This is a genomic window from Rhizobium anhuiense bv. trifolii, assembly GCF_024346605.1.
In the GTDB taxonomy this organism is placed as follows: Bacteria; Pseudomonadota; Alphaproteobacteria; order Rhizobiales; family Rhizobiaceae; genus Rhizobium; species Rhizobium anhuiense.
In genome coordinates this window covers 391,898-418,525 of sequence record NZ_CP098803.1, presented here as the reverse complement: position 1 = coordinate 418,525, position 26,628 = coordinate 391,898, and the positions used below count along the sequence as shown (strand labels likewise).

General features: G+C 60.3%; 26 protein-coding genes. 12 read left to right on the top strand and 14 right to left on the bottom strand.

From position 1 onward, the window contains the following. Positions 1-5 precede the first annotated feature (5 nt). The 4 genes from truB (at position 6) to NE851_RS10575 (ending at position 5,081) form a co-directional block, all read left to right on the top strand. Positions 6-938, top strand: a complete 933-nt coding sequence (truB, locus tag NE851_RS10590; RefSeq protein ID WP_063473395.1) for a tRNA pseudouridine(55) synthase TruB — start codon at positions 6-8, stop codon at positions 936-938. Between the two features lie 268 nt (positions 939-1,206). Beyond that, the gene (gene rpsO / locus NE851_RS10585) at positions 1,207-1,476 is read left to right on the top strand and encodes a 30S ribosomal protein S15 (protein WP_047617353.1); all 270 of its coding nucleotides are present in this window, start codon (positions 1,207-1,209) and stop codon (positions 1,474-1,476) included. A 373-nt stretch (positions 1,477-1,849) separates the two neighbouring features. Next, positions 1,850-3,988: a polyribonucleotide nucleotidyltransferase gene (gene pnp / locus NE851_RS10580; RefSeq protein ID WP_127431376.1), complete on the top strand. Its 2,139-nt coding sequence runs from the start codon at positions 1,850-1,852 to the stop codon at positions 3,986-3,988. 76 nt (positions 3,989-4,064) lie between these two features. Beyond that, positions 4,065-5,081 carry a class I SAM-dependent methyltransferase gene (locus NE851_RS10575; protein WP_063473414.1) on the top strand — a complete coding sequence of 339 codons (1,017 nt, stop codon included), beginning with the start codon at positions 4,065-4,067 and terminating at the stop codon, positions 5,079-5,081. A 98-nt stretch (positions 5,082-5,179) separates the two neighbouring features. Here the strand turns inward: NE851_RS10575 and fabI are convergent, their stop codons facing one another. Genes fabI through fabA form a run of 3 tightly spaced genes read right to left on the bottom strand, consistent with a single transcriptional unit; the run spans position 5,180 to position 7,784 of the window. Then, positions 5,180-5,986: an enoyl-ACP reductase FabI gene (gene fabI / locus NE851_RS10570; protein ID WP_168333932.1), complete on the bottom strand. Its 807-nt coding sequence runs from the start codon at positions 5,984-5,986 to the stop codon at positions 5,180-5,182. A 4-nt stretch (positions 5,987-5,990) separates the two neighbouring features. Then, the gene (fabB, locus tag NE851_RS10565; protein ID WP_047617350.1) at positions 5,991-7,223 is read right to left on the bottom strand and encodes a beta-ketoacyl-ACP synthase I; all 1,233 of its coding nucleotides are present in this window, start codon (positions 7,221-7,223) and stop codon (positions 5,991-5,993) included. Between the two features lie 45 nt (positions 7,224-7,268). Further along, complete coding sequence (gene fabA / locus NE851_RS10560) at positions 7,269-7,784, bottom strand: 3-hydroxyacyl-[acyl-carrier-protein] dehydratase FabA (RefSeq protein ID WP_047617348.1); 516 nt, start codon at positions 7,782-7,784, stop codon at positions 7,269-7,271. A gap of 301 nt (positions 7,785-8,085) precedes the next feature. Between fabA and irrA the strand changes: the two genes are divergently transcribed. Next, complete coding sequence (irrA, locus tag NE851_RS10555; RefSeq protein WP_047617346.1) at positions 8,086-8,505, top strand: iron response transcriptional regulator IrrA; 420 nt, start codon at positions 8,086-8,088, stop codon at positions 8,503-8,505. 13 nt (positions 8,506-8,518) lie between these two features. On the opposite strand, the gene NE851_RS10550 is transcribed toward irrA, so the two are convergent. Next, a complete protein-coding gene (locus NE851_RS10550) occupies positions 8,519-9,154 on the bottom strand; it encodes a trimeric intracellular cation channel family protein (RefSeq protein ID WP_063473397.1) in 636 nt (211 codons plus the stop codon). Positions 9,155-9,442: 288 nt separating this feature from the next. Here NE851_RS10550 and NE851_RS10545 point away from each other — a divergent pair, with 288 nt between their 5' ends. Next, a complete protein-coding gene (locus NE851_RS10545; protein ID WP_029868354.1) occupies positions 9,443-9,916 on the top strand; it encodes a hypothetical protein in 474 nt (157 codons plus the stop codon). Between the two features lie 97 nt (positions 9,917-10,013). Here the strand turns inward: NE851_RS10545 and NE851_RS10540 are convergent, their stop codons facing one another. Beyond that, the gene (locus NE851_RS10540) at positions 10,014-10,802 is read right to left on the bottom strand and encodes a YdcF family protein (RefSeq protein WP_168333933.1); all 789 of its coding nucleotides are present in this window, start codon (positions 10,800-10,802) and stop codon (positions 10,014-10,016) included. A 67-nt stretch (positions 10,803-10,869) separates the two neighbouring features. Beyond that, the gene (locus NE851_RS10535; protein WP_168333934.1) at positions 10,870-11,592 is read right to left on the bottom strand and encodes a YoaK family protein; all 723 of its coding nucleotides are present in this window, start codon (positions 11,590-11,592) and stop codon (positions 10,870-10,872) included. 236 nt (positions 11,593-11,828) lie between these two features. Between NE851_RS10535 and NE851_RS10530 the strand changes: the two genes are divergently transcribed. From NE851_RS10530 to NE851_RS10520, 3 genes are all read left to right on the top strand, one after another. Then, positions 11,829-12,065, top strand: coding sequence for a DUF2798 domain-containing protein (locus tag NE851_RS10530; RefSeq protein ID WP_168333935.1), 237 nt, complete (start codon positions 11,829-11,831; stop codon positions 12,063-12,065). A 231-nt stretch (positions 12,066-12,296) separates the two neighbouring features. Further along, the gene (locus NE851_RS10525) at positions 12,297-12,602 is read left to right on the top strand and encodes a hypothetical protein (RefSeq protein WP_254960232.1); all 306 of its coding nucleotides are present in this window, start codon (positions 12,297-12,299) and stop codon (positions 12,600-12,602) included. A 150-nt stretch (positions 12,603-12,752) separates the two neighbouring features. After that, entirely contained in the window at positions 12,753-13,577 is an 825-nt protein-coding gene (locus NE851_RS10520; protein ID WP_183906385.1) for a universal stress protein, read from the top strand. 113 nt (positions 13,578-13,690) lie between these two features. Here NE851_RS10520 and NE851_RS10515 read toward each other — a convergent pair whose 3' ends face one another. Beyond that, entirely contained in the window at positions 13,691-14,056 is a 366-nt protein-coding gene (locus tag NE851_RS10515; protein WP_029868359.1) for a hypothetical protein, read from the bottom strand. Then, on the bottom strand, positions 14,056-15,657 hold the full coding sequence (locus tag NE851_RS10510; RefSeq protein ID WP_029868360.1) for an MBL fold metallo-hydrolase: 1,602 nt from the start codon (positions 15,655-15,657) through the stop codon (positions 14,056-14,058). Before NE851_RS10510 ends, NE851_RS10515 begins: the two co-directional genes overlap by 1 nt. A 125-nt stretch (positions 15,658-15,782) precedes the next feature. Here NE851_RS10510 and NE851_RS10505 point away from each other — a divergent pair, with 125 nt between their 5' ends. Next, the gene (locus tag NE851_RS10505; RefSeq protein ID WP_097544487.1) at positions 15,783-16,616 is read left to right on the top strand and encodes a universal stress protein; all 834 of its coding nucleotides are present in this window, start codon (positions 15,783-15,785) and stop codon (positions 16,614-16,616) included. A gap of 60 nt (positions 16,617-16,676) precedes the next feature. On the opposite strand, the gene NE851_RS10500 is transcribed toward NE851_RS10505, so the two are convergent. Together NE851_RS10500 and NE851_RS10495 are read right to left on the bottom strand one after the other, a co-directional pair. Next, positions 16,677-17,135 (bottom strand): pyridoxamine 5'-phosphate oxidase family protein, encoded by a 459-nt coding sequence (locus tag NE851_RS10500; RefSeq protein ID WP_254960228.1) that lies wholly within the window; start codon positions 17,133-17,135, stop codon positions 16,677-16,679. A 119-nt stretch (positions 17,136-17,254) separates the two neighbouring features. Next, complete coding sequence (locus NE851_RS10495; RefSeq protein ID WP_063473400.1) at positions 17,255-18,079, bottom strand: universal stress protein; 825 nt, start codon at positions 18,077-18,079, stop codon at positions 17,255-17,257. 131 nt (positions 18,080-18,210) lie between these two features. On the opposite strand from NE851_RS10495, the gene NE851_RS10490 reads away from it, so the two are divergent. Then, the gene (locus tag NE851_RS10490) at positions 18,211-19,032 is read left to right on the top strand and encodes a universal stress protein (protein WP_254960225.1); all 822 of its coding nucleotides are present in this window, start codon (positions 18,211-18,213) and stop codon (positions 19,030-19,032) included. Here the strand turns inward: NE851_RS10490 and NE851_RS10485 are convergent, their stop codons facing one another. The 3 genes from NE851_RS10485 to NE851_RS10475 all read right to left on the bottom strand — a co-directional run bounded on the left by NE851_RS10485 (position 19,033) and on the right by NE851_RS10475 (position 22,675). Further along, positions 19,033-20,628, bottom strand: a complete 1,596-nt coding sequence (locus tag NE851_RS10485) for a heavy metal translocating P-type ATPase (protein ID WP_254962426.1) — start codon at positions 20,626-20,628, stop codon at positions 19,033-19,035. 260 nt (positions 20,629-20,888) lie between these two features. Then, positions 20,889-22,151: an MgtC/SapB family protein gene (locus NE851_RS10480; protein WP_063473415.1), complete on the bottom strand. Its 1,263-nt coding sequence runs from the start codon at positions 22,149-22,151 to the stop codon at positions 20,889-20,891. Between the two features lie 92 nt (positions 22,152-22,243). Next, entirely contained in the window at positions 22,244-22,675 is a 432-nt protein-coding gene (locus NE851_RS10475; protein ID WP_063473402.1) for a DUF3775 domain-containing protein, read from the bottom strand. Between the two features lie 202 nt (positions 22,676-22,877). Between NE851_RS10475 and NE851_RS10470 the strand changes: the two genes are divergently transcribed. Next, positions 22,878-23,861 (top strand): zinc-dependent alcohol dehydrogenase family protein, encoded by a 984-nt coding sequence (locus NE851_RS10470; RefSeq protein WP_097631134.1) that lies wholly within the window; start codon positions 22,878-22,880, stop codon positions 23,859-23,861. A gap of 88 nt (positions 23,862-23,949) precedes the next feature. Here the strand turns inward: NE851_RS10470 and NE851_RS10465 are convergent, their stop codons facing one another. Beyond that, positions 23,950-26,625, bottom strand: coding sequence for a cation-translocating P-type ATPase (locus NE851_RS10465; protein WP_097631135.1), 2,676 nt, complete (start codon positions 26,623-26,625; stop codon positions 23,950-23,952). Between the last annotated feature and the right edge of the window lie 3 nt (positions 26,626-26,628).

Sequence of the window (26,628 nt, the reverse complement as noted above, 5' to 3'; positions counted from 1 at the left end):
GACGCATGTCCAAACCACGCAAACCCAAGGGCCGGCCGATTTCCGGCTGGCTGATCCTCGACAAGCCGGTGGATTTCGGCTCGACGGAAGCCGTCTCCAAGATCAAGTGGCTCTACAAGGCACAGAAGGCCGGCCATGCCGGAACGCTCGATCCGCTCGCCTCCGGCATGCTGCCGATCGCGCTCGGCGATGCGACGAAGACCGTTCCCTATGTGATGGACGGCCGCAAGATCTACGAATTCACGGTGAGCTGGGGCGAAGAGCGCGCGACGGACGATCTCGAGGGCGAGGTGACCGAAAGCTCGGACAAGCGCCCAAGCGAACAGCAGATCCGCGATATCCTGCCTGGATATATCGGCACCATCAACCAGGTGCCGCCGCAGTTTTCCGCTATCAAGATAGCGGGCGAACGCGCCTATGATCTGGCGCGCGAAGGCGAAGCCGTCGAAATCCCGTCGCGCGAGGTCGATATCTTCCGGCTGACGTTGCTCGCCTGCCCGGATGCCGATCGCGCGCATTTCGAAGTGGAATGCGGCAAGGGCACCTATGTCAGAGCGCTCGCGCGCGATTTCGGCCGAGAGCTCGGCTGCTTCGGCCATGTGTCGGGGCTGCGGCGCACCTTCGTCGCGCCCTTTGCGGAAGAGGCCATGGTGCCGCTTGCCGATCTCGTGGCACTGGAGGCGATCGAGGATATGGACGAGCGGCTTGCGGCCCTCGACGCGCTGCTGATCGACACCTGCGAAGCGCTCTCGTCCCTGCCCCATCTGGTCATCAATGACGACCAGGCACACCGGCTGAAGATGGGTAACCCGATCCTGGTGCGTGGCCGCGATGCGCCGGTTGCCGAAAGCGAAGCTTATGCGACGGCCCGCGGCAAGCTGATCGCAATCGGCGAAATCGGCCAGGGCGAGTTTCGCCCGAAGCGCGTCTTCGGCTGATCGGCTATCCCAATGCATGTCGCCCAAAAGTGCGCAGCGGTTTTGGGGATAACGACATGCATAAATCAAAGACCTAAAGCGCGTCGCATGAATCCGGATTGACGCGACGCGCTTTAGAGAGGCACAGTTTTACGCCTCTTCCCTTTGCTGCCTGAATGGTTTATAGGCAGCGCCAGCATCGGGTACGCCCGATTGCATTCGCGGCCAAAGCTGGACGACATCCCGGCTTTTGGCGACCTTTATCTCCTCTCTTAGAAAGGATCACCCGATGTCGATCACTGCTGAGCGCAAGGCTGCGCTGATCAAGGAATATGCGACCGTTGAAGGCGATACCGGTTCTCCGGAAGTCCAGGTCGCGATCCTGACCGAACGCATCAACAACCTGACCGAACACTTCAAGGACCACAAGAAGGATAACCATTCCCGCCGTGGCCTGTTGACGATGGTTTCGAGCCGCCGCTCGCTTCTTGATTATCTCAAGAAGAAGGATGAAGGCCGCTATTCCAAGCTGATCGCCAGCCTGGGTATCCGCCGCTAAGATTGTCCGGCGGGCGCTTCCGAGCGTCCGCCGGATCTGTTTCGGGACAAGGCTCCCGATGAAATGTTCCAGCCGCGCCCTATCTAAGCGGTGGAACGACCGGCAGACCCGGATGGGCCGGATCTGCCAAACCAACCGTTGACCTGTCATGGGGCAGGATTGCCGGATGCTTTCGGCCAAGGCTCATCAGTGAGTGCTGGCCCGGTTCCCCAGGGAACCTTCGGGTTGCTGGAAATCTTCGGATTTCCCGGGAACCCGAGGAATGAAAAGCCTCCCGTTGTCTTGCCCGTGATACGTCACATTGATTGCGGTCGACTGTGCGCTGCGCCTTGATATCGGCGATGGCGCGTGCTCCCGCATTGAAGGACAAGACATGTTTGATACACACACCGTGGAAATCGAGTGGGCCGGCCGCCCGCTGAAGCTTGAAACCGGCAAGATTGCCCGTCAGGCCGACGGCGCGGTTCTCGCCACCTACGGCGAAACCGTCGTTCTTGCCACCGTCGTCTCGGCCAAGGCGCCGAAGCCCGGCCAGGACTTCTTTCCGCTCACCGTCAACTACCAGGAAAAGACCTATGCAGCCGGCAAGATCCCCGGCGGCTATTTCAAGCGCGAAGGCCGTCCGAGCGAGAACGAGACCCTCGTTTCCCGCCTGATCGACCGCCCGATCCGCCCGCTCTTCCCGGAAGGCTACAAGAACGACACGCAGGTCGTCGTCACCGTCATCCAGCACGACCTTGAAAACAATCCGGACATCCTGTCGATGGTCGCCACTTCGGCCGCGCTGACGCTGTCCGGCGTTCCCTTCATGGGCCCGGTCGGTGGTGCACGCGTCGGCTACATCAACGGCGAATACGTTCTCAACCCGCATCTCGACGAGATGGACGAATCGAGCCTCGATCTCGTCGTCGCCGGCACCTATGACGCCGTGCTGATGGTGGAATCCGAAGCCAAGGAACTCAACGAAGACGTCATGCTCGGTGCCGTCATGTTCGGCCACAGGGGCTTCCAGCCGGTTCTCGACGCGATCATCAAGCTCGCCGAAGTTGCCGCCAAGGAGCCGCGCGACTTCCAGCCGGAAGATTACTCCGCTCTCGAAACCGAAATGCTCGGCCTTGCCGAAGGTGAACTTCGCGAAGCCTACAAGATCACCCAGAAGGCCGACCGCTACGCCGCCGTCGATGCCGTCAAGGCGAAGGTGAAGGCACACTTCCTCCCCGAGGAAGGCGAAGCCAGGTACACGGCCGAGGAAGTCGGCGCGATCTTCAAGCATCTGCAGGCGAAAATCGTCCGCTGGAACATCCTCGACACCAAGAGCCGCATCGACGGCCGCGACCTCGAAACCGTCCGTCCGATCGTTTCGGAAGTCGGCCTTCTGCCGCGTACGCATGGTTCGGCGCTGTTTACCCGTGGTGAAACGCAGGCGATCGTGGTTGCCACCCTCGGCACCGGCGAAGACGAGCAGTATGTCGACAGCCTGACGGGCATGTACAAGGAGCGCTTCCTGCTCCATTACAACTTCCCTCCCTACTCTGTTGGCGAGACCGGTCGCATGGGCTCCCCGGGTCGCCGCGAAATCGGCCACGGCAAGCTCGCATGGCGCGCGATCCGTCCGATGCTGCCGACGGCTGAGCAGTTCCCCTACACGCTGCGCGTCGTCTCCGAGATCACCGAGTCGAATGGCTCGTCCTCGATGGCGACCGTCTGCGGCACCTCGCTGGCTCTGATGGACGCAGGCGTTCCGCTGGCCAAGCCGGTTGCCGGTATCGCCATGGGTCTGATCCTGGAAGGCGATCGCTTCGCGGTTCTCTCCGACATTCTCGGTGACGAAGACCACCTCGGCGACATGGACTTCAAGGTCGCCGGTACCGCCGACGGCATCACCTCGCTGCAGATGGACATCAAGATCGCCGGCATCACCGAAGAGATCATGAAGGTTGCCCTCGGCCAGGCCCAGGGCGGTCGCGCCCACATTCTCGGCGAAATGGCCAAGGCCATCACCGAAAGCCGCGGCCAGCTCGGCGAATTCGCTCCGCGCATCGAAGTCATGAACATCCCGGTCGACAAGATCCGTGAAGTCATCGGCTCCGGCGGCAAGGTCATTCGCGAAATCGTCGAAAAGACCGGTGCGAAGATCAACATCGAGGACGACGGCACCGTCAAGATCGCCTCCTCCTCCGGCAAGGAAATCGAAGCGGCCCGCAAGTGGATCCACTCGATCGTTGCCGAACCTGAGATCGGCCAGATCTACGAAGGCACTGTTGTCAAGACCGCCGACTTCGGCGCCTTCGTCAACTTCTTCGGCGCCCGTGACGGCCTCGTCCACATCTCGCAGCTTGCTTCCGAACGCGTCGCCAAGACGCAGGACGTTGTCAAGGAAGGCGATAAGGTCTGGGTCAAGCTGCTCGGTTTCGACGAACGCGGCAAGGTTCGCCTGTCGATGAAGGTCGTCGACCAGGCCACCGGCCAGGAAATTGCGAACGACAAGAAGAAGGAAGAAGCGGCCGAATAAGCCGCATCTCCCAGATTTGATTCCGGGCGCGGGAATCTTCCGCGCCCTTTTTGTATCCGAAGTCGAGACGAGATCCATGAGCCGCGAGACGCTGAAGACCCTGTTCCATCCCTTTGCCAGCGGCACTGTCGAGGCGCCCGGCGAGGGCGAGCGCGTGCTCTTCCTCGGCGCCGAGGCAGGCTTTGCGCTGCCGGACGGCTTTGCCGCCTCGCTCAGCGCCGTCCAGGGCTTCCGGCCGCTCTATCGGCAGCTGCTGGCGCAGCGGATCGAAGCGAAGCCGGAGATCGACGGCGACGACTACGATGCGGCTCTGGTGCTCTGCACGAAGCACAAGGGCGAGAACGAAGCCAACCTCGCCGCGGCGATCGCGCGCACACGGGTCGGCGCCCTGATCGTCGTCGCCGGTGCGAAGGAAGACGGCATCCAGCCGCTGCGCAAGCGGTTGGAAGGTTTCAATCTCGCCGTCGACCATATGCCGAAATATCACGGTGTCGCCTTCTGGTTCGGCCGCCCTGCCGATGCCGGCGAGATCATCTCGAAGCTGGCAAAGGCGCCGGTGCGCGTCGACGGCCGTTTCCATGCGACCGCCGGCATGTTCTCGCATGACCGGATCGATGCCGGATCGGAACTGCTCGCTTCGCGCCTGCCTGAGGATTTCACCGGCGACGTTGCGGATTTCGGCGCCGGATGGGGCTATCTCTCCGTGGAACTGGCGCGGAGATCGCGTGGACTGACCCGCCTCGACCTCTACGAGGCCGATCACGCGGCTCTGGAGGCGGCCAGGGACAATCTGGCGGAGAACTGCCCGAACGCGCCTGCGCGCTTCTTCTGGCACGATCTGGCGGGCGAACCGGTCAAGGACAAATACGATCTCGTCATCATGAACCCGCCCTTCCACGAAGGTCACGCCGCCGAACCTTCGCTCGGCCAGGCCATGATCAAGACCGCCGCATCCGCCCTGCGCGGCGGCGGCCGCCTGATGCTCGTCGCCAATCGCGGCCTGCCTTACGAGCCGGTTCTGGCAGCGAATTTCAGGGAAAGCGGTGAAACCTGCCGCAACGCCCGCTTCAAGGTGCTGTGGGCGAAGAAATAGGGCTCAAGCGGCTTCGATACCGATCATCCCAACCGATACAACAAAAAGGCCGTGCGCATCATCTGCGCACGGCCTTTGAGTTTCAATCGGGTCGTTGTTTATTCGACGTCCGCCTTGCGCAGCGTTTCCAGCGTCGGCATGGAGGTGACGTTAAACCCTGCGTCGACAAAGTGGATCTCGCCGGTGACGCCGGCGGACAGGTCGGAGAGCAGGTAGAGCGCCGAATTACCGACCTGATCGATGGTCACGGTCTTGCGCAGCGGCGCATTGCGCTGGTTCCAGGAGAGGATCGCGCGCGCATCAGAGATGCCGGCGCCGGCAAGCGTGCGGATCGGGCCGGCGGAAATGGCGTTGACGCGGATGCCGCGCGGACCGTAATCGGCGGCGAGATAGCGCACCGAGGCCTCGAGCGCGGCCTTGGCAACACCCATGACGTTGTAGTTCGGGATGACGCGCGTCGAACCATTATAGGTCAGCGTCAGCATCGCACCGCCATCTTCCATCAACGGAGCGCAGCGCTTGGCGATCTCGGTGAACGAGAAACAGGAAATGACCATGGTGCGGCTGAAATTCTCCCGCGTCGTATCGGCGTAGAGACCCTTCAGCTCGTTCTTGTCGGAGAAACCGATGGCGTGGACGATGAAATCGAGCTTGCCCCAGCGCTCACCGAGCGTGTCGACCACGGCATCGACCGAGGCGATGTCCTCGACGTCGCAGGGCAGCACGAAATCCGAATTGACCTCGGCAGCCAGCGGCTTGACGCGCTTGCCGAGCGCATCGCCCTGATAGGTGAAGGCGAGTTCCGCACCCTGTGCGGCGAGAGCTTTTGAAATCCCCCAGGCGATCGAGTGGTTGTTTGCGACGCCCATGATGAGCCCGCGCTTACCCTGCATGATTCCCGACATGTTGTTATCCGTTATAACGCTGGAAGACCAGCGTGGCGTTGGTGCCGCCGAAGCCGAAGGAGTTGGAGAGGGCAATGTCGATCTTCGCGTCGTCGATCCGTTTGCGCACGATCGGCACGCCTTCGAATTCCGGATCGAGCTCGGCGATATGGGCGCTTTCGCCGATGAAGCCTTGCTGCATCATCAACAGGGAATAGATCGATTCCTGCACGCCGGCAGCACCCAGCGAATGGCCGGTCAATGACTTGGTCGACTGGATATGCGGAATCCTGGAGCCGAATACCTCGCGGATGGCGCCGATTTCCTTGCTGTCGCCGACCGGCGTCGAGGTGCCGTGGGTATTGATGTAGTCGACGTCGCCTTTGACGGTGGCGAGCGCCTGGCGCATGCAGCGGATAGCCCCCTCGCCCGAGGGGGCAACCATGTCGTAGCCGTCCGAAGTTGCTCCGTAGCCGACGATTTCGGCATAGATCTTTGCACCGCGGGCCTTGGCGCGCTCCAGTTCCTCGAGCACCAGCACACCGGCGCCGCCAGCGATGACGAAACCGTCGCGGTTGACGTCATAGGCGCGCGAGGCGCTGTCCGGCGTGTCGTTATATTTGGAGGACATGGCGCCCATGGCGTCGAAGAGGTTGGACATCGTCCAGTCGAGATCTTCGTGGCCGCCGGCGAACATCACGTCCTGCTTGCCCCACTGGATCATTTCGGCGGCATTGCCGATACAATGCGCCGAGGTCGAGCAGGCCGACGAGATCGAATAATTGACGCCGTGGATCTTGAACCAGGTGGCAAGCGTCGCCGATGCGGTCGAGGACATCGCCTTCGGCACGGCGAAGGGGCCGATGCGCTTCGGGCTGTTGTTCTTCACGGTGATCTCGGCAGCCTCAATCAGGGTGCGGGTAGACGGACCGCCGGAACCCATGATGATGCCGGTGCGCTCGTTGTTGCCGATATCCTTGTCCTCGAGACCGGAATCGGCGATCGCCTGCTTCATGGCGACATGGTTCCAGGCGCCGCCCTGCGACAGGAAACGCATGGCGCGGCGGTCGACCAGTTCGGCAAGTTCCGCCGAACCGAGCTTTGGACTGCCCCATACCTGGCATTTGAACCCATGTTCGGCGAAATCGCTCGAAAAGGAGATACCCGACTTTGCCTGCCGCAAGGATTCGGTGACTTCGGCCGCGTCGTTTCCGATCGAGGACACGACACCCAGACCCGTGACAACTACCCGTCTCATCTGATCAAACCTTTGTTGTTTTCGTCCGTCGCTCGAAATGCGGTTTCAGGCCGTCTTGTCTTTCGATAGACCGACGCGAAGGTCGGCCGCCTGATAAATGGTTTCGCCGTCCGCCTTCAGCCAGCCGTCGGCCGTGCCGAGGACCAGACGGCCGCGCATGACGCGCTTGAAGTCGATGCCATATTCGATCAGCTTCGTATGCGGCCGGACCATGCCCTTGAATTTCACTTCACCTGTCGAAAGCGCCATGCCGCGGCCTTCCTCGCCGAGCCAGCCCAGGAAGAAACCGGTCAGCTGCCACATGCCGTCGAGACCAAGGCAGCCCGGCATGATCGGATTGCCTTCGAAATGGCAGGGAAAATACCAGTCGTCGGGGCGCACGTCATATTCGGCCCTGAGGTAGCCCTTGTCGAAGGCTCCGCCGGTTTCGGAAATGTCGGTGATACGATGAACCATCAGCATGGGCGGCAGGGGCAGCTGCGCATTGCCGGGGCCGAACAGCTCGCCATGTGCGCAAGCGATGAGTTCGTCGTACGAGAAGCTGGACTGTCTGGTCGTCATAAAGTTTCTTTTTCCCCCCGCGTGAAGCCGATGGATGTGAACGTGTAGTCCAAGTTCTTCAGAAAATGAAGCACGAGCAAGGCAGCTTCATTCATCGCCCCGGACCAGGCTTGCGCCATTATTTGGTGGTCGCATACAGGAAGGCCAGGGCCGCGACCAGACCTATTTGCGTCAAAAGCCGGTTTTTGCCGCGTTTATCAGGCTCTTGCCCTCATTGAACTATTGAAACGCTCCGGTGCAAAAGTTATACCGCTTGAAGAAACATGATTGCTTTATGCCAGAATAACCGGAGTTGGTCTTGATGACGGGTACGCTCCCGATCGCAATAGAGGTAAGGCTGCGCGGTGCAGGACTGCGCCCTACCCGCCAGCGTGTGGCGCTCGGCGACCTCCTGTTTGCCAAGGGCGACCGGCATTTGACCGTCGAGGAACTGCATGAGGAGGCGGTTGCCGCCGGTGTGCCGGTTTCGCTGGCAACCGTCTACAACACGCTGCACCAGTTCACGGAAGCCGGTCTGATCCGCGTCCTCGCCGTCGAAAGCGCCAAGACCTATTTCGACACCAATGTGTCCGACCATCACCATTTCTTCATCGAAGGCGAGAACGAGGTGCTCGACATTCCCGTCAGCAACCTGACGATCGGCAATCTGCCGGAACCGCCAGAGGGCATGGAGATCGCTCATGTCGACGTGGTGATCCGGCTGCGGGCAAAGCAGGGCTGACGACACCGCCGCTTCACATGACATCGTCGGGATGCCGGCCGGGCTTGTGCTTGTAGGTCGGGAAGGTCCAGCCGAACCACAGGGCTCCGCCGCGCACCGCAAAGGCCGCCACGACGCCGCAGGCAGACGCCAGATAGAGCTGCATTCCGAGCGCATTGGCCGCCGTGAACACACCGGCGCCGATGAGGGCCGCGGTCACGTAGATTTCCGGCCTCAACAGCACCGAAGGCTCGTTTGCCATCAGATCACGCAGGATGCCGCCGAAGGTCGCCGTCAGCGTGCCGGTGACGATCGCGATGGTCGGGGAGCCGGTGGCGGCAAGGCCCTTGGCGGCGCCGATCACGCAATAGGCGGCAAGGCCGATCGCATCCAGCCAGATCAGCAGACGATAGCGCGATTCCAGCAGGTGGGCGGTGAAAAAGACGATGACGCCCATGATGCAGCAGACGAGGATATAGCCTGGGTTCAGCACCCAGAAGACCGGAACGCGGCCGAGCACGATATCACGTACCGTACCCCCGCCCGTTCCCGTCACCATGGCGAAAAACAAAAAACCGATGAGGTCCAATTGCTTGCGTGACGCGGCGAGCGCGCCTGTCGCGGCAAACAGCGCAATGCCGGCATAATCGAGATAGACGAGCAAGGACATGCGAACCCCGAACCGGCAGACGTTCAGAGCATGATGCCGAAAAGTGTGAGCGGTTTTCTCATGACATCATGCTCTAACTCTTGAATTGACAACAGGATTCAGATTTTAGGCCAATTAGGCCTAAAATCATTCTGTTCTCGAGAACAGAACCACGGCGGCAAGGGCGGCGCAAGGCGGGGGCGCCATAAAGCTAGAGTCTTTACGTGATGCATGTCGTTGTCCTAGAACCGCTGCACAGTTTTGGCGACATGCATTGGGCCACAGAGCCTTTATCCAAAGAGGAAAGCCGTGAAAACGCTGGTGCTCGCCGTTCTGAATATCGTCCTGCTGCTTGTCATGCCGGCTGTCGCCTTCGGCCAGCAATCGCTGATTTCCGATCCTGAGATCTACGAGAAGAAACATTTCCAGGAGCAGTGCAAGACGGCCGAATTTGCCGACGGCTTCGTCACCCGGCAGGACATCAACAATGACGGTCTGATCGACGCGGTGGTCAATGAGGGTCAGCTGACCTGCGACGGGCAGAAGGGGCCGCAATGCAATGACGACGGCTGCACTTATAATTTCTACCTGCAGGTTGCCGAAGGCGGTTATTTCATGATCGCGACGGCGCAGATCTATGGCTACGACTTCGTCCAGCGCTTCGGCAATATGGTGCTGGCGATGAAGATGCATCCGCGTTTCTGCGACCGCACGGAGGGCGATCCCTGCATCGTGACGGCCCGCGTCCGCGGCACGAAATTCGTCACCATCTCGAAGAAATAGCTCAGCATATGACCCGAAATCGGAATCGATATTCGGGTCATGCGCAAAGTCAAAGCGATCGAGCGTCCTTGGCGCGTTCTGTTGGACGCGCGGCGCTCTATTGCGGATAAAGTTCCGACGTGCGGCCGGCGAGATAATAGCCGACCAGGCCGTACCATTCGCGGATGGCGGTTGCCAAGTTCTGGGCATTGAGGTTCGGCTGGGTGAAATCCAATCCAAGTCTCACCTGGCCGTCGGTGCGATAATCGGTCGGCCAGGGCACGATATCGATGCCGAGCTTGCGGAAGATGCCGACGGATCGCGGCATATGAAAACCCGAGGTGATCAGCAGGCAATGGGAAAGCCCCTGGCTTGCCAGGAATTCCTTGGTATTGATCGCGTTTTCGAAGGTCGTGCGCGATTGCCTCTCCTCGATCAGGCGATCCTTGCCAACGCCGAAGAGCGGGAAGAACCGCTCGGATGCCGCCGCATCGCCTTCGTAGACGCCCGAGATGGAACCGTCGCCGCCCGATACCAGAATGCGCGACTGCGGAAATTTCTGCGCGAGCCGCAGAGCTTCGACGAAGCGGTCGGCTCCGCCATTGAATTCTATGCCGTGGCGCGCCGTGTTCACCTCGTTTTCGAAAGCGCCGCCGAGCACGATCATGCATTGCAGGTTGTCGGGATCGGCGGCCGGCTTTGCGAAGCGCTGCTCGAGACCCTGCATCACGAGGTTGCCAGCCGTGGTGTAGAGCGTAACGAAAAGGATGAGGGCCGAACCAGCTGCGCTGAGGATACTTAAGGTGCGCCAGCGCAGAAGGCCGGCAATGAGGGTCAAGAAGACGAGGAAGAATGCCAGCGACAGCGGCTGAGCGAAAATCCAGACAAGCTTCGAAATCAGGAACAAGACCCACTCCTTGAGGATTGGCGGCGGTCCCTTCTATCCGATTCGACGGTAACAGGAATGCGACGGTCTATTTCGCGCGCCGCGCGGCCGATCCGTGCGGCGGGATCTTCTGATTGAAGCGGCGCTGGAGCGGCCGCGGGATGAGCATGGCGACAAGCGCCAGCGCCATGGCAAAGAGGGAGACCAGCCACAGCGCATGCGCGCCGGTCAGCCGCGTCAGGACGGCGCCGACAATTGCACCAAGCACCATGCCGCCCCAAGGTACGATCTGGATCGTCCATTCGACACGACGATCACCGATGATCCAGCGGCCGATCCCGCGGCCGAAGCGCGACAGGGCACCGGTTACATAGGTCAGGCCGATCGGCAGACCCTCGATGTGCTCAACGGCGGCGTTCACCATGCCCATGGAAAAAACGATCAGGTAGAACCGGGCGAAGAGCATGTTTTGCACCGTCATCATCGAGGCGAGCGCCAGGACGAGGCCGACGCAGCCAAGCACCACGAAGATGCGGCGTTGCGAAAGATGAGAGATGACGATGCCTGCCGCATTGCCGAGCACGAAGACGATGATGGCAGAGACCAGGACTGCCGCGTGATAAAGATTGCCCTCACTCAAGGCGAGTGCGGCCCGCGTCGTATTGCCGGTCATGAAGGAAACGAAATCGCCGGTGAGCAGAAGACCGGTTGCATCAGTCATACCGGCGAGAAACGAAATCGAGCCGACGAGGGCGAGCCCGGTCAGGGTTCGTCTGGTCCGGATGATGCGGCGGCGTCTTGCTCTGGTCATTGGCTGAGGTCCTGGAGCCGAATCGCTGAGATTGCGGCAACAAGGATAATTCCTTTCGTTGAGGAATTGGCAAAGACGATCGGAAGGAGGTGAGGCGGACTTGAACGGCAAGACATTTTCGGCCATAGAGACGGCGTTGCTTCAGATCGAAGCTCCGTAAGCGTTTACGTCAATCAACGCGCAACCCGCCGGTCGGCGCTGCGCAATTGTCTGATCGGCACCTTACGGAGATCGAAATGCTCAAAGGCAAACTCCCTAAACGTTACAATACGATCATCATGCCGTTCATCCTCTCGCTGCTGATGACATCAGTCGTCTCGGCGATCAGTATCGTGAGAGCCCAAGGCCTGACCGCGCCTGCCCTTGCTATGTGGCCCTCCGCATGGGCGCTCTCCTGGGCGATCGCCTTTCCTGTCCTGCTACTGGTGCTGCCGGTGGTCAAGCGGCTGACGGCTGTGATCGTTGAGGCGTGAGGAGCGCGAGGCGCCGGCGGGCTGCGCAAGCGGCCTGCCGGAAGCGTTCCGCCGCGCACGCGTAGCTCCCACCCTCCAGGACCTTGCCATTCGTTCAGCAAGCCGTCTCTTTTGATGTGTATCAAGGCATGCTTTTCGAGCAGGGATAAGGTCCGGCAACTTGCCCAGGCAGTCCAACAACATTCCTGCGGCAGGTTTTCCAAAGAGATCAATCGGTCCGGAGATAGGGTGATGCCATTAAAACTGATCAGTGGAATGATGAAGTCGTCCGGCGAGGAAGCGTTGCTTGCGATGGATGCGGGCGGCGCAAATCAGATGGTCGTCATTGACAGGGGAGCTCTTCAGGAGGTCGCAGAACCACGACGCTGCGACGAAAGCCGGCTTCAGGAAAATATCGATTTGTTCAGCCGGATTGCCTCCGCGAAATATGATTGCGGCGACGTCGAACCGGATGGGCGCATCCGAATTGGCGCGGACGATCTGATTGCATGGCGGCAGAGTGCGCATGTCAAAAGCAAGCCGGCAAGCATAGCTTGATCGGTCCATACCTTGCGCCGGCAAGCCTATCGATCAACACCGTCGTCACGCAGAAGGGCGCCATCTTTGACGTACGTCAATTCATAATTCCAGGGCAGTGCGAGAGTGTGGCGAATATCAGCTATCGCCTCTTTCCGTTTGGAGATCAGCATGAAGCAACACCTCTTTCTTCCGCTCCTCACCTATCCGGATGCGACTTCGGAATTCATGATCGCCAACGCCGTCGCACTTGCGCACCACATGCAGGCGACGCTGACCGTCTGTGCGGTGGAGATTACCGTTCCCGACGTGTCCAATGCCCTGTCGTCGCTGATCATCGATGCGGCGAAGATGGCGCGGGATGCCGGGGCGCTCAGCCGCAAGCGTGCCTCGGCGCTGACCCGGATGGCGGTGGATGCGGCAAAAGGCGCTTCCGTGGATGTGCGCACGCGCGAGATCAAGACTGCGGAGCCTTTCGTCGTCGAGGTCCTTTCGGAAGCATCGCGCGCCTACGATCTCGTGCTTCTGGAATCGGCCGGGATCTCCCGTCCGATCGTCGAGGCGGTGCTGTTTGCGTCAGGTCGGCCGCTCATCCTATATCCGTCTGCACCTTTCGGCGGCCGGATGGATCACGTCGCCATCGCCTGGGATGGCAGCCGCGCTGCCGCACGGGCGGCACATGATGCCTCGTTTTTCCTGGAACGGGCTTCCAAGGTTTGCCTGCTTTCCGTCATCGACGAGAAGCCGGTGGAATTCGAGACCGGCGATTGTCTGGTGGAGAATCTGCTGAAGAGCGGTGTCGTCGCGGAGGCGACGCGCGTGCGTGCGCGCGGCGAACCAGTCGGAGAGGTGCTGCAGACCAAAGCCTTCGAATTGCGGGCAGACCTTCTCGTCATGGGCGGGTTCGGCCATTCGCGTCTGCGCGAATTCGTGCTCGGCGGCGCTACTCAAGCCGTGCTGACCAATATCAGCCTGCCTATCCTGCTGTCGCATTGAGCACTGGCACGCCATCTTCAACGATCGAATTCGGAGAAAACGGCTCCGAACTCGTATCGCCAGAACAATCGAAGGCATGGAACATATGCACGCCGGTTATTCTCCCTTCCAACCTAACGACCGGAAGGACCATGCATCGCCCTCAGCCGACGAATCGTCTCGCAGCCGCCAGGTTTCGATGAAACCGTCCGCTTCCTGCCGGCCGCTTCGGCTGCCGCCTCCACCAGTTGAAAAGCATATTCCACGGCCGCTTCCGTATCATCGTGGCAGAGCTTTTCCGCCTGGCAGCGGGTTTCGAGCGATCGTCTGATCCGGCGTTTGATGGCAGGCACAACGGCATCGTTCGTGTGAGCGAAAAGGTGCCGCAGGCAGCTGGTAGCGACCACTTCCGAAACCAGAAGTTTTCCTTCGATTTCGCCGAGCGTCGGCACGGCAAATCGCGCTCCTCCGCTCTGGCAGTCACGATCTGTAACCAACATCATTGTTCTCCCATTTCATCATCGAGCGCTCTTTTCACCCGACGCAGGATCACCGCTCGTCCCTTTCGATCAGGTCGACGGCGCAAGCGCTCTTCCAAGTCGATAACGATCGACTGGTACTCATTGTGCCAATCAGGATGGCCAACCTCTTGTGGTGCAAGACGCGGGCGCGGGGAAGCAGGGCCCAAGAGTTCCGCGCCTTGCCTCGTCAGGCGGTAACAAGCATCGAGCGAGGGGATAAGGACCGTGATATCCGGCTGCTCCAATGCCAAACGGGATTTCAACTGGTCGCGCGCTGCATCTTCGCCATGAACCAGGAACAATCCTGTTCGAACCGGTTTGCGCGCTGCCACCCACTGCATCAATTCGGTCGCATCGGCATGACCACTATACGCCTCCAGAGAGTGAATGGTTGCACGCACGACGATTTCATCGCCTTGGATCCTGACCGTGCGCGCTCCGTCTTGGAGTAGACGTCCGAGCGTTCCCTCCGCCTGAAAACCGACGATGAGAACACTGCCCTCATCGCGCCAAAGCCAGTTCTTGAGCCGATGACGAATCCGGCCCGCCTCGCACATTCCGCTTGCCGCGATGATAATGTGGAAGCCACGGATAAGGTCGAGCGCCTTCGATTGCTCGGCGGTTTCCGTGAAGCGCACGTTCTTCGAATTCAATGCTTTGACCAGCAAATTTCCGTTCGCCATGGCGCGCGCGTAACGCTTGAATATCGCAGTGGCGCGCGACGCGAGCGGCGAGTCGATCACGATCGGGCAGCGCGGCAGACTGCCTTCGTCCATCAAGATGTTGAGATCAGCCAGAAGCTCCTGGGTTCGTTCGACCGCAAAGGACGGGATCAGCAAAGCGCCGCTTGGATGATGGGCCTTCAGCACAATTTCAAGGAGCAGCCCGCGCCGTGCTTCATCCGAAACTTCGTCCCGCTCGCGATCGCCATAGGTGCTTTCGCAGATGACATAGTCGAACCCCTGGGGCGCTTCGGGTGCAGCCTCCAGCAATTTATGCTGAGGCCCGATATCGCCCGAAAACAGCATTCGGATCGGTTCATCCGTTCCCGAAAGCTCGATTTCGACCGATGCGGAGCCGAGAAGATGGCCGGCGTCCCAGAACCGGAAGCGGAGGTGGCCAGAAAGCTCGTGCCATTCCTTATGAGCGACGGCTTGAAATTGCGTCATCGCGACTCGTGCGTCATCCGCGTTGTAAATTGGTTCTATGGCGTCGCGTGATCTCCAGCGATTGCGGCGATTGAGCTGCTCGACCTCCGATTCCTGGATATGGCCGGAGTCCTGGAGCATGATCCCGCACAGGTCCAAGGTGGCAGCGGTACAGTAAATATGTCCGGCAAACCCGGCCTTCACCAGCTTGGGGACTAGGCCCGAATGATCGATATGTGCGTGGGTCAAAATGACAGCGTCAACGGCCGCCGGCTCGAAAGGGAAAGGACGATAGTTCAGCTCCTTCTCCGTTTTCGATCCTTGGAACATGCCGCAATCGATCACGATCCGAACACCACGATGGTCCAAAAGAAAGCAGGAGCCGGTCACCGATCCGGCTGCACCGTGAAAATATAAAACAGGATCTGACATGGCCTGCCCCCCAATTGTTCACACATCCTAGCCGGCGGGAAGACCGACCGCTTTGCGGCAGATCAATGAATGGGGGAGCAAGGGAGATTAGGGTTGGTCAATTCCAACAAGAGAGGCAACTGGTCATGACCATCAAAACTGTTTTGAGCGTCCTCGGCGTCAATCACTTCGACGAAGACTTGAAGGGCGCCATCGACTTTTGCGAAACCCACGGCGCCCATCTCACCGCAATGGCGATTTCGATGGGCGCAGCGCCCCCTATCGGTTCCTACGAGGTTGTCTCGACGGTCTGGGTCGAAGAACGTCAGCGCGAAATCGATCGCCTGGCCGATAAGAGTTCCGAGATCAAAGCAGTCCTCGCAAGGAGCGAGGTCTCTTTCGAGGTGCAGGAGATCTACACCGAATTCGCCTGGGCGGACGAAGATATTGCAGAGCGGGCACTCTATGCCGATCTCGTCCTGGTCGGCCCTCAGGCCGCCCGTGACCAGGAACTGCGGCGCAGGGTTATCGATGGTGCCCTGTTCCGGTCGCCGACACCGATGCTGATCAACCCGAGAAAGTCCAATGTCGGGCTTGCTCCAAAAGCGATCCTGCTGGCCTGGGACTCCAGCGACGAGGCTTCGCGCGCGGCACGTCAGTCGATCGAGTTCCTGCAGGCTGCTGAATCGGTGCATATCACGCTCGTCGATCCGCTGGCATCATCATCGGCGAATGGTGAAGAACCAGGCGCTGACGTTGCCACCTTTCTGGCACGCCACGGGGTGAAAGTTGATGTGGATTGCGTCGCAAGCGGCGGCCGCCGCGTCGATGAGGTGCTGCGGCAGCATGCCGCCGATGTCGCTGCCGACATGATCGTCATGGGCGCATATAATCATCCCCGGCTTCAGCAGCGTCTTTTTGGCGGTGTAACGCGATCGATGCTGGAGGAAACAAAAATTCCCCTGTTCCTCGCCCATTGAGCAAAACGCCCGGGTTCATCCCGGGCGTCCTCCCCCGGTTTTCAATCAACGGCCCGGCTTTCAATCAACGGAAAGCGCCGTTCGACCGGTAACCTCACGGACAAATATGCCGTAAAATATGTGCTCGGACTCAGAGGCCGTTGCCTGCGGCTGCGGCTTCAAGGCACCGATTTCCCACCAATCGAAGTGTTTTTGCAGCAACGACCAGGCTTGCAGCCTTTCATTGCGCCAAAGGTCTGTATCCGGAAACTCTTCGAAGCGCCCATCGACGACGACGCTCGTCCAGCCCTTGCCCGCGCCATGCTGGTCGATTTGCAGACAGACGTTTTCGTTCGCGCGCATCCAGTCGACCTTCCGGCCGGGCATGGAAAAACTGTAGATCACACCCTTTGCATAAGCGAAGTAGATCGGCACCAAGTAGGGCTTGTCATCCTTGCAACAGGCCAGGTGGCCAAACCGGGAATGCTCAAGAACGGCGAAGCATTCTGCTTGCGTCAAGTCTTTCAGGATGTAGCTCATCGATAACTCTCCTTGCCGCGACAAGTTCATATATTACCACCTGATCACACCCTGTCGTTGATGGAGCGCAATGACTGAAACTCCCACAGAGGCGAGACTCTCCCACCTTGGAGTACCGGTTAATTCGACAAAAGCCGGTTGATGGCGTTGTTATGGAGCAGCGTGCGGGTGATCCCTCCGAAGACACGTTCCCGAAATCGATTGTGGCTATATGCGCCTGCGACGATCAGATCTGCCGCCAACCTATCTGCAGCTTCGATGATCGTCATCCCTGCATCGCCTGTCTGTCGCGGCTCGATGATGCTCCGGGCTGGAACCGAATGGCGGGAGAGAAACCGAACAACATCATTCAGCGCTTGCTCATCGATCGGGTGGCTCTCCTCGATCGAAAGGACGACCACGTCTTGCGCCAAGATCAACAGAGGCATCGCGTCGACAATTGCCCGCCGCGATTCCTTCGTGTCCTTCCAGGCAATCACAATCGTCTGAGCTTCCAGAGGAGCCCGGGAGGCCGAAGGTAGCAGCACCGGTCTGCCCGCCGACAGCAAAACGTCCGGTATGTTAACCGTGCGTCGGTAATCGCGTGCCTGACCCTTCTCGACATCAAAGAGGACAATAAGGTCGGCCGCTCGTGCATTTTCAACGACAAAGGTTGCCGGGTCGGCAGCCTTTGTCTGCCAGGAGACGTGGTTCCTGAACGGCGCATGTCGCATGATCCGCTCGTGCAGGTCGCGTTGTCGCGTCTCGACCGCCTCCATCTCTTCACGCATGATTTTGGTTCCGGATGTCGGTCCGATGCTTGGCTCGATCACGAATAGCGGCTGGGCCGCGGATATGCAGGCGAGTTCAGCATTGCAACGCTCAGCGAGGTTTATCGCAAAGGTGAAGCGATGATCGGGCTGGGCATCGATATCGAAATGCGTAAGGATGGATTTGAAAGTCATGGCTGGCTCCCTCCTTCGTGAGGACATTCAAATCATGCTCGCGCTTCTGCGATTTATCACCTTGATTTTCGTCAAAGCGCGGGCCGCACGAACAGGCGATGCTAGCTCCAATCATCGGGAGGACATCACCCATGAAAGCGCAATTTCATTTGCCCCTCGTCACCTATCCAGACGCAAGCTCCTTTTCCCTCCTTCAGAATGCTGTCGCTGTTTCCCTTCACCAAAAGGCTGATTTAACGGCAAGTATACCGTTGGTCAGAATTGAACCCGTGCAACCGCGACTTCCGTCATTTCTTGACGTGGAAAAAATGCGTGCGGATGCCGAGCACGTCAGCAGAGACAATGGCGCCGTTCTCGGGCAGACGCTGCGTGACTATGCGAAGCAAGCCGAGATCGAGGTTGAGATACAGCCATTCGACGCGAGGCAACCGTTTGTCGCCCAAGCTCTTGCCGAGATGTCGCGCGCATATGATCTTTCGATTCTGGAAGCATCCGAAATAATGATGCCGCTGATCGAGAGCGTGCTGTTTGAAAGCGGTAGACCGCTCCTGCTTTTTCCCACGGACAATTTCTCCGGGCGGATCGATGCTGTCGCCGTCGCCTGGGATGGGGGAGCCACCGTCGCGCGGGCACTGACAGGTGCCAGATTCCTGCTGGAACAGGCTTCGCGTGTCGTCCTGATTTCCGTGACGGACGACAAGCAGATTGACGAGCGCAGGCGAGACCACCTTGCGGCTGCACTTCGAAAGGCCGGCCTTGCCGTCGATGTCACGGCCGTCCAGGCGAACGGAGAACCGTCAGCCGGCGTCATCCAAGCTGCGGCGCTGGAACGCAAGGCTGATTTGCTGGTCGCCGGCGCGTTCGGTCATTCGCGGCTGCGCGAATTCGTTCTGGGTGGGGTCACACGGTCACTGTTGACGCGCCTTGAAATGCCCGCTCTCGTTTGCCACTAACTAGAGAGCGCGGAGTGCGTTGCCGATCACGGCAACATCGATCACCTCCTGGAGAAGGGCGCCCTGCACAGGCGTGAGGTATCCCAGGCTCGCACAAACCATCGCGATCACCGATAGACCGACACCGCAAGCGACACTCTGAAGAGCGATCGCACGGGACCGCCGCGCGATTTGCAGCAGAGTTCCAATCTGCCCCAGGTCATCCCGCAGCAACACGACATCCGCCGCTTCAGCGGCGGCGGCAAGATTGCGCCGGCCAACGGCAACACCGACGTCGGCAGCAGCAAGTGCAGGTGCATCGTTGACGCCATCACCGATCATCATGACGCGCCCGTAGGATCTTTCCGCCGTCACCCTCTGAACTTTCTCGGCCGGCTCAAGCTCGGCACTGATCTGATCAAGACGAAGAGCAAGGCCGACGGCGTCCGCGACTTCGGCCCTGTCACCGGTCGCAAGGCTAAGCCGCTTGACGCCCAAACGTCGAAGATCCGCGATCGCCGGGACAGCATCCTTGCGAACCGGGTCGGCCATGACGATCGTACCAGCGAGAGCGTCATCGATCGCGACATAGGCTGTGACCGTGCTGTTGTCCTTCGGGCCAGGGCGAGTGGCGGACCTTGTCTTGCCGGCAATGAAATCCCATCCGCCAACGGCTACCTTGTGTCCGCCCACATATCCCTCGATGCCTTCTCCTGGCACTTCTGCGAGTTGGGCAGGTTTGGCAAGCCTCAGGCCACGTCGCTTCGCTTCTTCGACAATCGTTTGACCAATCACGTGGCCAGAGGCTTGATCCACAGATGCCGCGAGACGCAAAATCTCCTCGGCATCCCGATCGGTCTCGATTCTGACAACAGCAGGCTCTCCAGTCGTCAGCGTGCCTGTCTTGTCGAAGACGACGACCGAGATGGTCGCGAGGACCTCGAGGACATGAGCTCCTTTGACCAGGACGCCTGCACGGGCAGCTTTCGACATTCCCGCCACGAGTGCGACGGGAACGGCGAGAATCAGCGGGCAAGGTGTCGCGACGACCAGAACTGCAACAATCCGCGTGGGATCGCCCGACAACCATGCGGCCAGGCCGGCGATCACCAGGGTCATCGCCAGGAAGGCGAGGGAGAAGCGGTCGGCCAATCTCGATATTGGCGCTTTCGAGCTTCGGGCCTGGCTCACCATGCGGATTATTCCGGCATATGTACTTTCGCTTGCTGAGCCGGAGGCGATCATTTCAAAAGCATCGCCGAGATTGGAAGACCCGCTCATGATCAATTCACCGCTTTCCCGCCGCGCCGGCAACGGCTCGCCGGTGAGAGCCGCCTCGTTCAAGAGCGCGTGACCGGCTACAACCTTGCCATCGACAGGGACCACGTCGCCCTTTCGGACGAGCAGCTTGTCTCCCGGGGCAAGTGCCGCGATGGGAACCTGGGACAGGCCGGATGCGGTGACACGAACAGCGCTACGGGGGGCGCGAGACAGAAGTTCGCTCATACCGCTCTCTGCGCGCCCTTGAGCAAAGCTTTCCAGAAACTGCCCGCCTGCATACATGACAGCAACGATGGCGCCGGCAAAATATTCGCCAAACCAGAGCGCAGCACTCATGGACAGGGCCGCGATAAGATCCAGGCCGATATCGCCACGCCTCAAACTGAGTGCGACGTCAACAGAAAGCGCGACGATGACAGTGATCGTCGCGCTGACCAGAGCGGTGGTGGACCAGAAAAGCAGATCGCCATGCCACCACCGCAACAGACCGCCGACGATGAGGCCTGTGATTGCGATAGCCGCGAGCGAAAGAGGCCAAATGCGGTGAATAACCGTGAAGGTTATTGGAAGGCGGTAATTGATACGCGAAGAAGCACTCATGCCAGAACCAAGCCGGCAATCCCAGCAAAAGTCGCGACACAGCCTGCGATCGCGAAACGAATTGCATAGGCGATGCTCCCAACACTTGCCGCAAGAACGGCCTTCGCAAGCATATTGGCGAACGCCGCGACCGCTATGGCGCGAGCGGCTGCATCTGCAGGCACCTGGATGGATGACAGTTTCGCCACGGCAAGTGTTATCGCATCGAGATCGCCCAGTCCGGTGATGAACGCAAGGGCGACCAATGACTGGGTTCCGAAGACGATCAGGGTCAAGCGTGTCAGGACGGTCACGACGGCGAGAACAAGCGCGAAACGCAGCACGACCATGACCTCAAGCGGGTTTCGCGGCAAAAAATCAGTGCTCTCGTCCGGGCGCCGCAACGATGCGGCAAGGCCGCCTCCGATGGCGAAGATCATGGCAGCGGGAGCGAGCGATGGAGCCAGCTCCTTGAGTACAGCCGGTGCAATGAGGCCGCAAATCAAAAGCACCCGGGCGAGAGAAACGGCTCCCGCCAGCATCGCTCCGGCTGAAAGGAGCGGTGAGAGGGCGGGCATCTGTATCGACTGGCGGGCAAAGGAAAGCGTCAGGGCTGTCGACGAGACGATACCGCCGCTGGCGCCGGTCAACAGGATTCCGGCACGGGCGCCGCCAATCTTGATCAGGATATAACCAACAAAGGAAACGGCTCCCACCAGGATCGTCATCATCCAAAGCTCGAAGACATTGATCGCCTGCCAGGGATCGACCGGCTCATTGGGCAGGATCGGGAGGATGACGACCGTCATCGTCAGCAGGATCAGGGCGGCCCTCAGCTCGAGCCAGGTCAGGCGCCGAAGAAATCCATGCAAGGGTTCCCGCGCGGCGAGAAGGGCCGTTATTGCAACCGCGCTTGCTGCCGTTGCCGTCATATCTGCAACGACCGCGCCGAAACCCAGTGCGAAGACCGTTATTGCGGCAATCGTGCCGGTTGCACTGTAGTCTTCGTCATGTGTTGCCTGCATGCGGCTGAAAACGAGGATTGTGACGCAAAAGGAAACAAAGATAGCCGTCGGCAGAATTGGCCCCGTGACGGGCTGCAGGAAACCGCAGAAGCCGCCCAGGAAACTTGACAGGCCATAGGTGCGGATTCCCGCCACCCTTTTGCCTGGCGCGGCCTCACGATCCTGCCAGCCGCGCTCGATACCGACCAGGATGCCGATCGCAAGCGCGAGGCTGAGGCGCTGGAATGCTTCTGTCGTTACCAATGATGTCATCATCTGATGGTCCAGACGTGCCGGTCCATCCATCGCGGAAGGTACCTGTGCCGTCTATGTCGTTGCCGTTCATTTCGAATCATGCGCCGGCAATGTCAGAGCCGGCCCAGCGCATCGTCTGTGGACGTCTCACCGAACTGGTCGAGCGCCTCCTCGAGATAATCCGGCAGGAGAGGCATGCCGAGAAGATAGGCCGCTGTGCGTCTATTGTGCGCATCCGCTGCTCGGCTGCGAAGCTCATCCCAATCATTGACATTCCCATCGCCTCGACCGAGCCACGCCAAGGCGACCAGATCGATCTGTTCGTCTTCGTTGAGAGCCCAGATTGCACTCCTGAGTTCGGTCTCGACGGGATCGTCGTCATGATCTTCCAGCACTCCGATCATGTTGTCGTCGCTCGGGTTCGAGCCCGGATCCGGCTCGGTGATGACATCCTTGACGTCGAACTCCTTAGCCTTGAGGATGAGATAGCGGACGGTCTCCGGGGAAATGCTCGGCATCCATGCCTCGTTCACAGGGTCATTCATAAGTGGCCTCCGCGCCCAATATTTCATTTCAATTATATACCATGTGACATCGGGCTGCCGTTGCATTGAGAAGGATCAATCTACCCCACCGTCACATGACGAAAACGGCGAACGAGAATGGGCAGGACGTAGGCTTGACGTTCGTCCATGCCGATCGTCGCGTTTTCAAGACCGTAACGGTTTGCGAAATGAGGAGACGCTGATGCAGGCGATGATTTTGGAGGCGATCGGGACCCCTTTACGTCTGGTGGAGCGCGCCGATCCCGCGCCGGGCAAAGGCCAGTTGATGTTGAAGGTCGAAGCCTGCGCCGTCTGCAGGACGGATCTTCACGTCTGTGACGGCGATCTTCCGAACCCGAAGCTTCCCCTCGTTCCCGGCCATGAGATCGTCGGCGTCGTCGAGGCGGTCGGAGAAGGTGTCGCGGCGTCACGCAGAGGGCAAAGGGTCGGCGTACCCTGGCTCGGCCACACATGTGGCCGCTGCTCGTTCTGCCGCAGCGGAGAGGAAAATCTCTGCGACCAGCCGCAATTTACCGGCTATACGCGCGACGGAGGTTTTGCCACCCATGTCGTGGCCGATGCAGCTTACGCATTTGCGCTCGACAGCGAGGCCGATCCGGTCGCTCTTGCGCCGCTGCTATGCGCGGGACTGATCGGCTGGCGTTCGCTGAAGAAGGCTGGAGACGGCGCCCGGATCGGGCTTTACGGCTTTGGCGCAGCCGCCCATATCATCGCGCAAATATGCCGCTGGCAGGGCCGTCAGGTCTACGCTTTCTCACGCAGCGGCGACGCTGCAGCGCAAGGTTTTGCGCTCGGCCTTGGCGCTGCCTGGGCAGGGGGTTCGGAGGAAGCTCCGCCTGTCATGCTCGACGCCGCAATCATCTTCGCACCTGTCGGCGAACTCGTACCGGCTGCACTGAAGGCGGTGCGAAAGGGCGGAAGGGTCGTCTGCGGAGGTATCCACATGAGTGAGCTTCCGGCCATGCCTTATGCGCTGATCTGGGGGGAGCGAAGCGTTGTTTCGGTCGCAAATCTGACGCGTGAAGATGCGGAGGAATTCTTCCCCATTGCCCGCCAGGCAGGCGTCAGGACCCACACGACCGTCTATCCGCTTGCCGAAGCCAATACGGCGCTCGACGACCTGCGTGCCGGCCGATTGAGCGGAGCGGCTGTCTTGAAGCCCTGAGCCGATGGGTCATCGCTGGCCACTGCATGATGGGATTTCAGACGGGCGCACGCAAATTACCGCCATGGCTGGCCGCCGCGTCTTGTCGTCAGTTGTCGCGGTGCTGCCTGCGCCACCATTTGTCCACCTCGGAGACCGCAAGCAGAGCGCAGGCGAGCGCCAGAAGCGTTGCCCATTCGCCAAGAGATACCGGTTGCAGGGAGAGTATGTCGCTGAGGAAGGGGAGGTGCATAGCGAGCATGTGGACCGCCTGGGCGACGAGCACAGCGACAAGCAGCAGCAGGTTACCGCCAAAACCTTGCCTGAAGAGAGACTGATATTCCGAGCGGCTGTTGCAGGTCTGGACGTTCTCGAAGAGGACGAAGAGCAGGAGCAGCATGTTGCGAGCCGCCCCTTCCGAATAGCCGTTCTGCAGCAGCCAGTAAAAGATGGCAAAACCACCAAGACCCATGACGAGGGTAGAAAGCAGCACACGGCGCAACATCAGCCGGTCGAGGATCGGTTCCGAGGGCTTGCGTGGCGGACGGCAGAATTCGTCGCCTTCGGCCTTTTCGGCACCGAGCGTGACATCTTGGATGCCGTTGGTGACCAGGTTCAACCACAGCAATTGCACCGGCAGCAGCGGCATCGGCAGGCCGAGCGGAATTGCCAGCATGAAGAGCAGCACTTCAGCCGCGCCGGTCGAGATGAGCATGAAGATCACCTTGCGAATATTGGCATAGGCGACCCGGCCCTCGCCGATACCGGCGACGACGGAGGAGAAATTGTCGTCGGTGATGATGATGTCGGCGCTGTCCTTGGCGACATCCGTGCCTTTGCGACCCATGGCAACGCCGACATGGGCGTGTTTCAGCGCCGGCGCATCGTTGACGCCGTCGCCGGTCATGGCAACGAAATGGCCCTGCCGCGCCAGCGACAGCACGATCGAAAGCTTCTGTGCCGGCTGCGCGCGCGCATAGAGCCGCGTGCGGGCGGTCAAAGCATCGAGGATCGCCGGCCCCTCCTGCTCCGCTTTGGCGATTTCGGCGCCGGTTGCGATCTGGTCGCCCTCGAAATCCAGGCCGGCTTCGGCGGCGATGGCGGTCGCCGTGCGGGGATCGTCGCCGGTTATCATGGCGACCGCGATGCCCGCGGTGCGGCAGCGACGAATGGCATCGGGTACTTCGGGCCGGATCGGATCCTTCATACCGACGAAGCCCAGAAAGACGAGGTTGACGAGATGATGGCGGCCATAGATGTCGTCGGAAGCCGCTGCCATCTCGCCATAGGCGAAGGCGAGCACGCGCAGACCGCGGCCGGCAAGTTCTTCCTTCTGTTTGATCAGCGCTGCCTTGTCGAGAGCGACGAAACCCTTGCCTGTGTCCATTCGATCGGCCATGGCGAGCACCGTCTCGGGCGAGCCCTTGACGAAGACATGGACGCTGTCTTCCGCGTCGTGGAAGGAGGCGGCATAACGCAGGTCCGGCTCATAGGGAATGGCGCTGAGGGCGGGAAAATCGGCGCGCAGATGCCTGTGATCGATGCCGGCCTTTCGGGCCGCCGCCAGCAGTGCGATGTCGACGGTGTCGCCGGTGCCGCTCCAGCCATCAGCCTGCTGCTGAAGGGTCGCCTCATTCGGCAGGGCGGCAGCCTTCAGCAGCGAAAAGGCTCTTTCGGCAGCAACTTCGCGGGTGACGCCGGGTGCGTGCAACTCGCAGCGATCGAGGTCATGGCCGGCGTCGAAGAAGAGGCGGGTTCCTTCCGGCAGGATCATTTCCGTCACCGTCAACTCGTTCATGGTCAGGGTGCCGGTTTTGTCGGTGGCAATCATCGTGCACGAGCCGAGCGCTTCAACGGCCGTCATGTTGCGGACAATGACATTGGCCTTCGACATGCGGCGCATACTGATCGCCAGCGCAACGGTGATGGCGACGGGCAAACCTTCGGGAATCGCGCTGACGGCAAGACCGACGCTCATCAGGAAAAGATCGTGAAGTGAAAGGCCCCGCGCCAGGCCGGCAGCAAGAAGCAAGGCCGTGGCAACGGCGACCGAGTAGGCTATGTTGCGCGAGAAATACTCGAGCCGGATCAGCAACGGTGGCTGCGAACGTGATCTTTCGCCGATACTGGTTGCAATCCTGCCGAGTTCGGTGGCCGACCCTGTCGCCGAAACGCGGCCGCGACCGCGCCCTCTGACGATCATGGTTCCGGCGAAGACCTGGGAGGAGCCGCTGCCGTTTGCGAACTTGCACACCGGCACGGATTCTCCCGTCAGCAGGGATTCGTCGCATTGAAGGTCGTCGCAGGCAAAGAGCGTGAGATCGGCCGGCGCGCGCCTACCGGATTCCAGCACGAGAAGATCTCCCGGAACAAGGTCGGTTGCGGCAATGGTCTGCTGCATTCCATCGCGGATCACCAGCGCGCTGGGCTGTTCGAGATTACGCAGGGCAGCGGCAGCCTTGCCGGCCGAGTATTCCTGGAAAGCGCCGATCGCGCCGTTGAGAATGAGGACTACCGCGATGAAGGCCGCGTCCTTTAGATCGCTGACAATGGCGGAAACCGCCGCGGCGCAGATCAGGATGTAGATCAGCGGGCTCAGGAACTGGTGCGCGAAGACGAGCAGGAAGCCGGGAGCAATTGATTTCGGCAACTCGTTGCGGCCGAAGCGACGCAGCAGCGCTTCGGCTTCGGCTTGCGAAAGCCCTGTCTCATCGCAGCGGATTTGAGCGGCGTGGTTCATGCCCTCATAGGACGGGATGTCCGGCAGCCTCGCCTTGATCTTCATCAA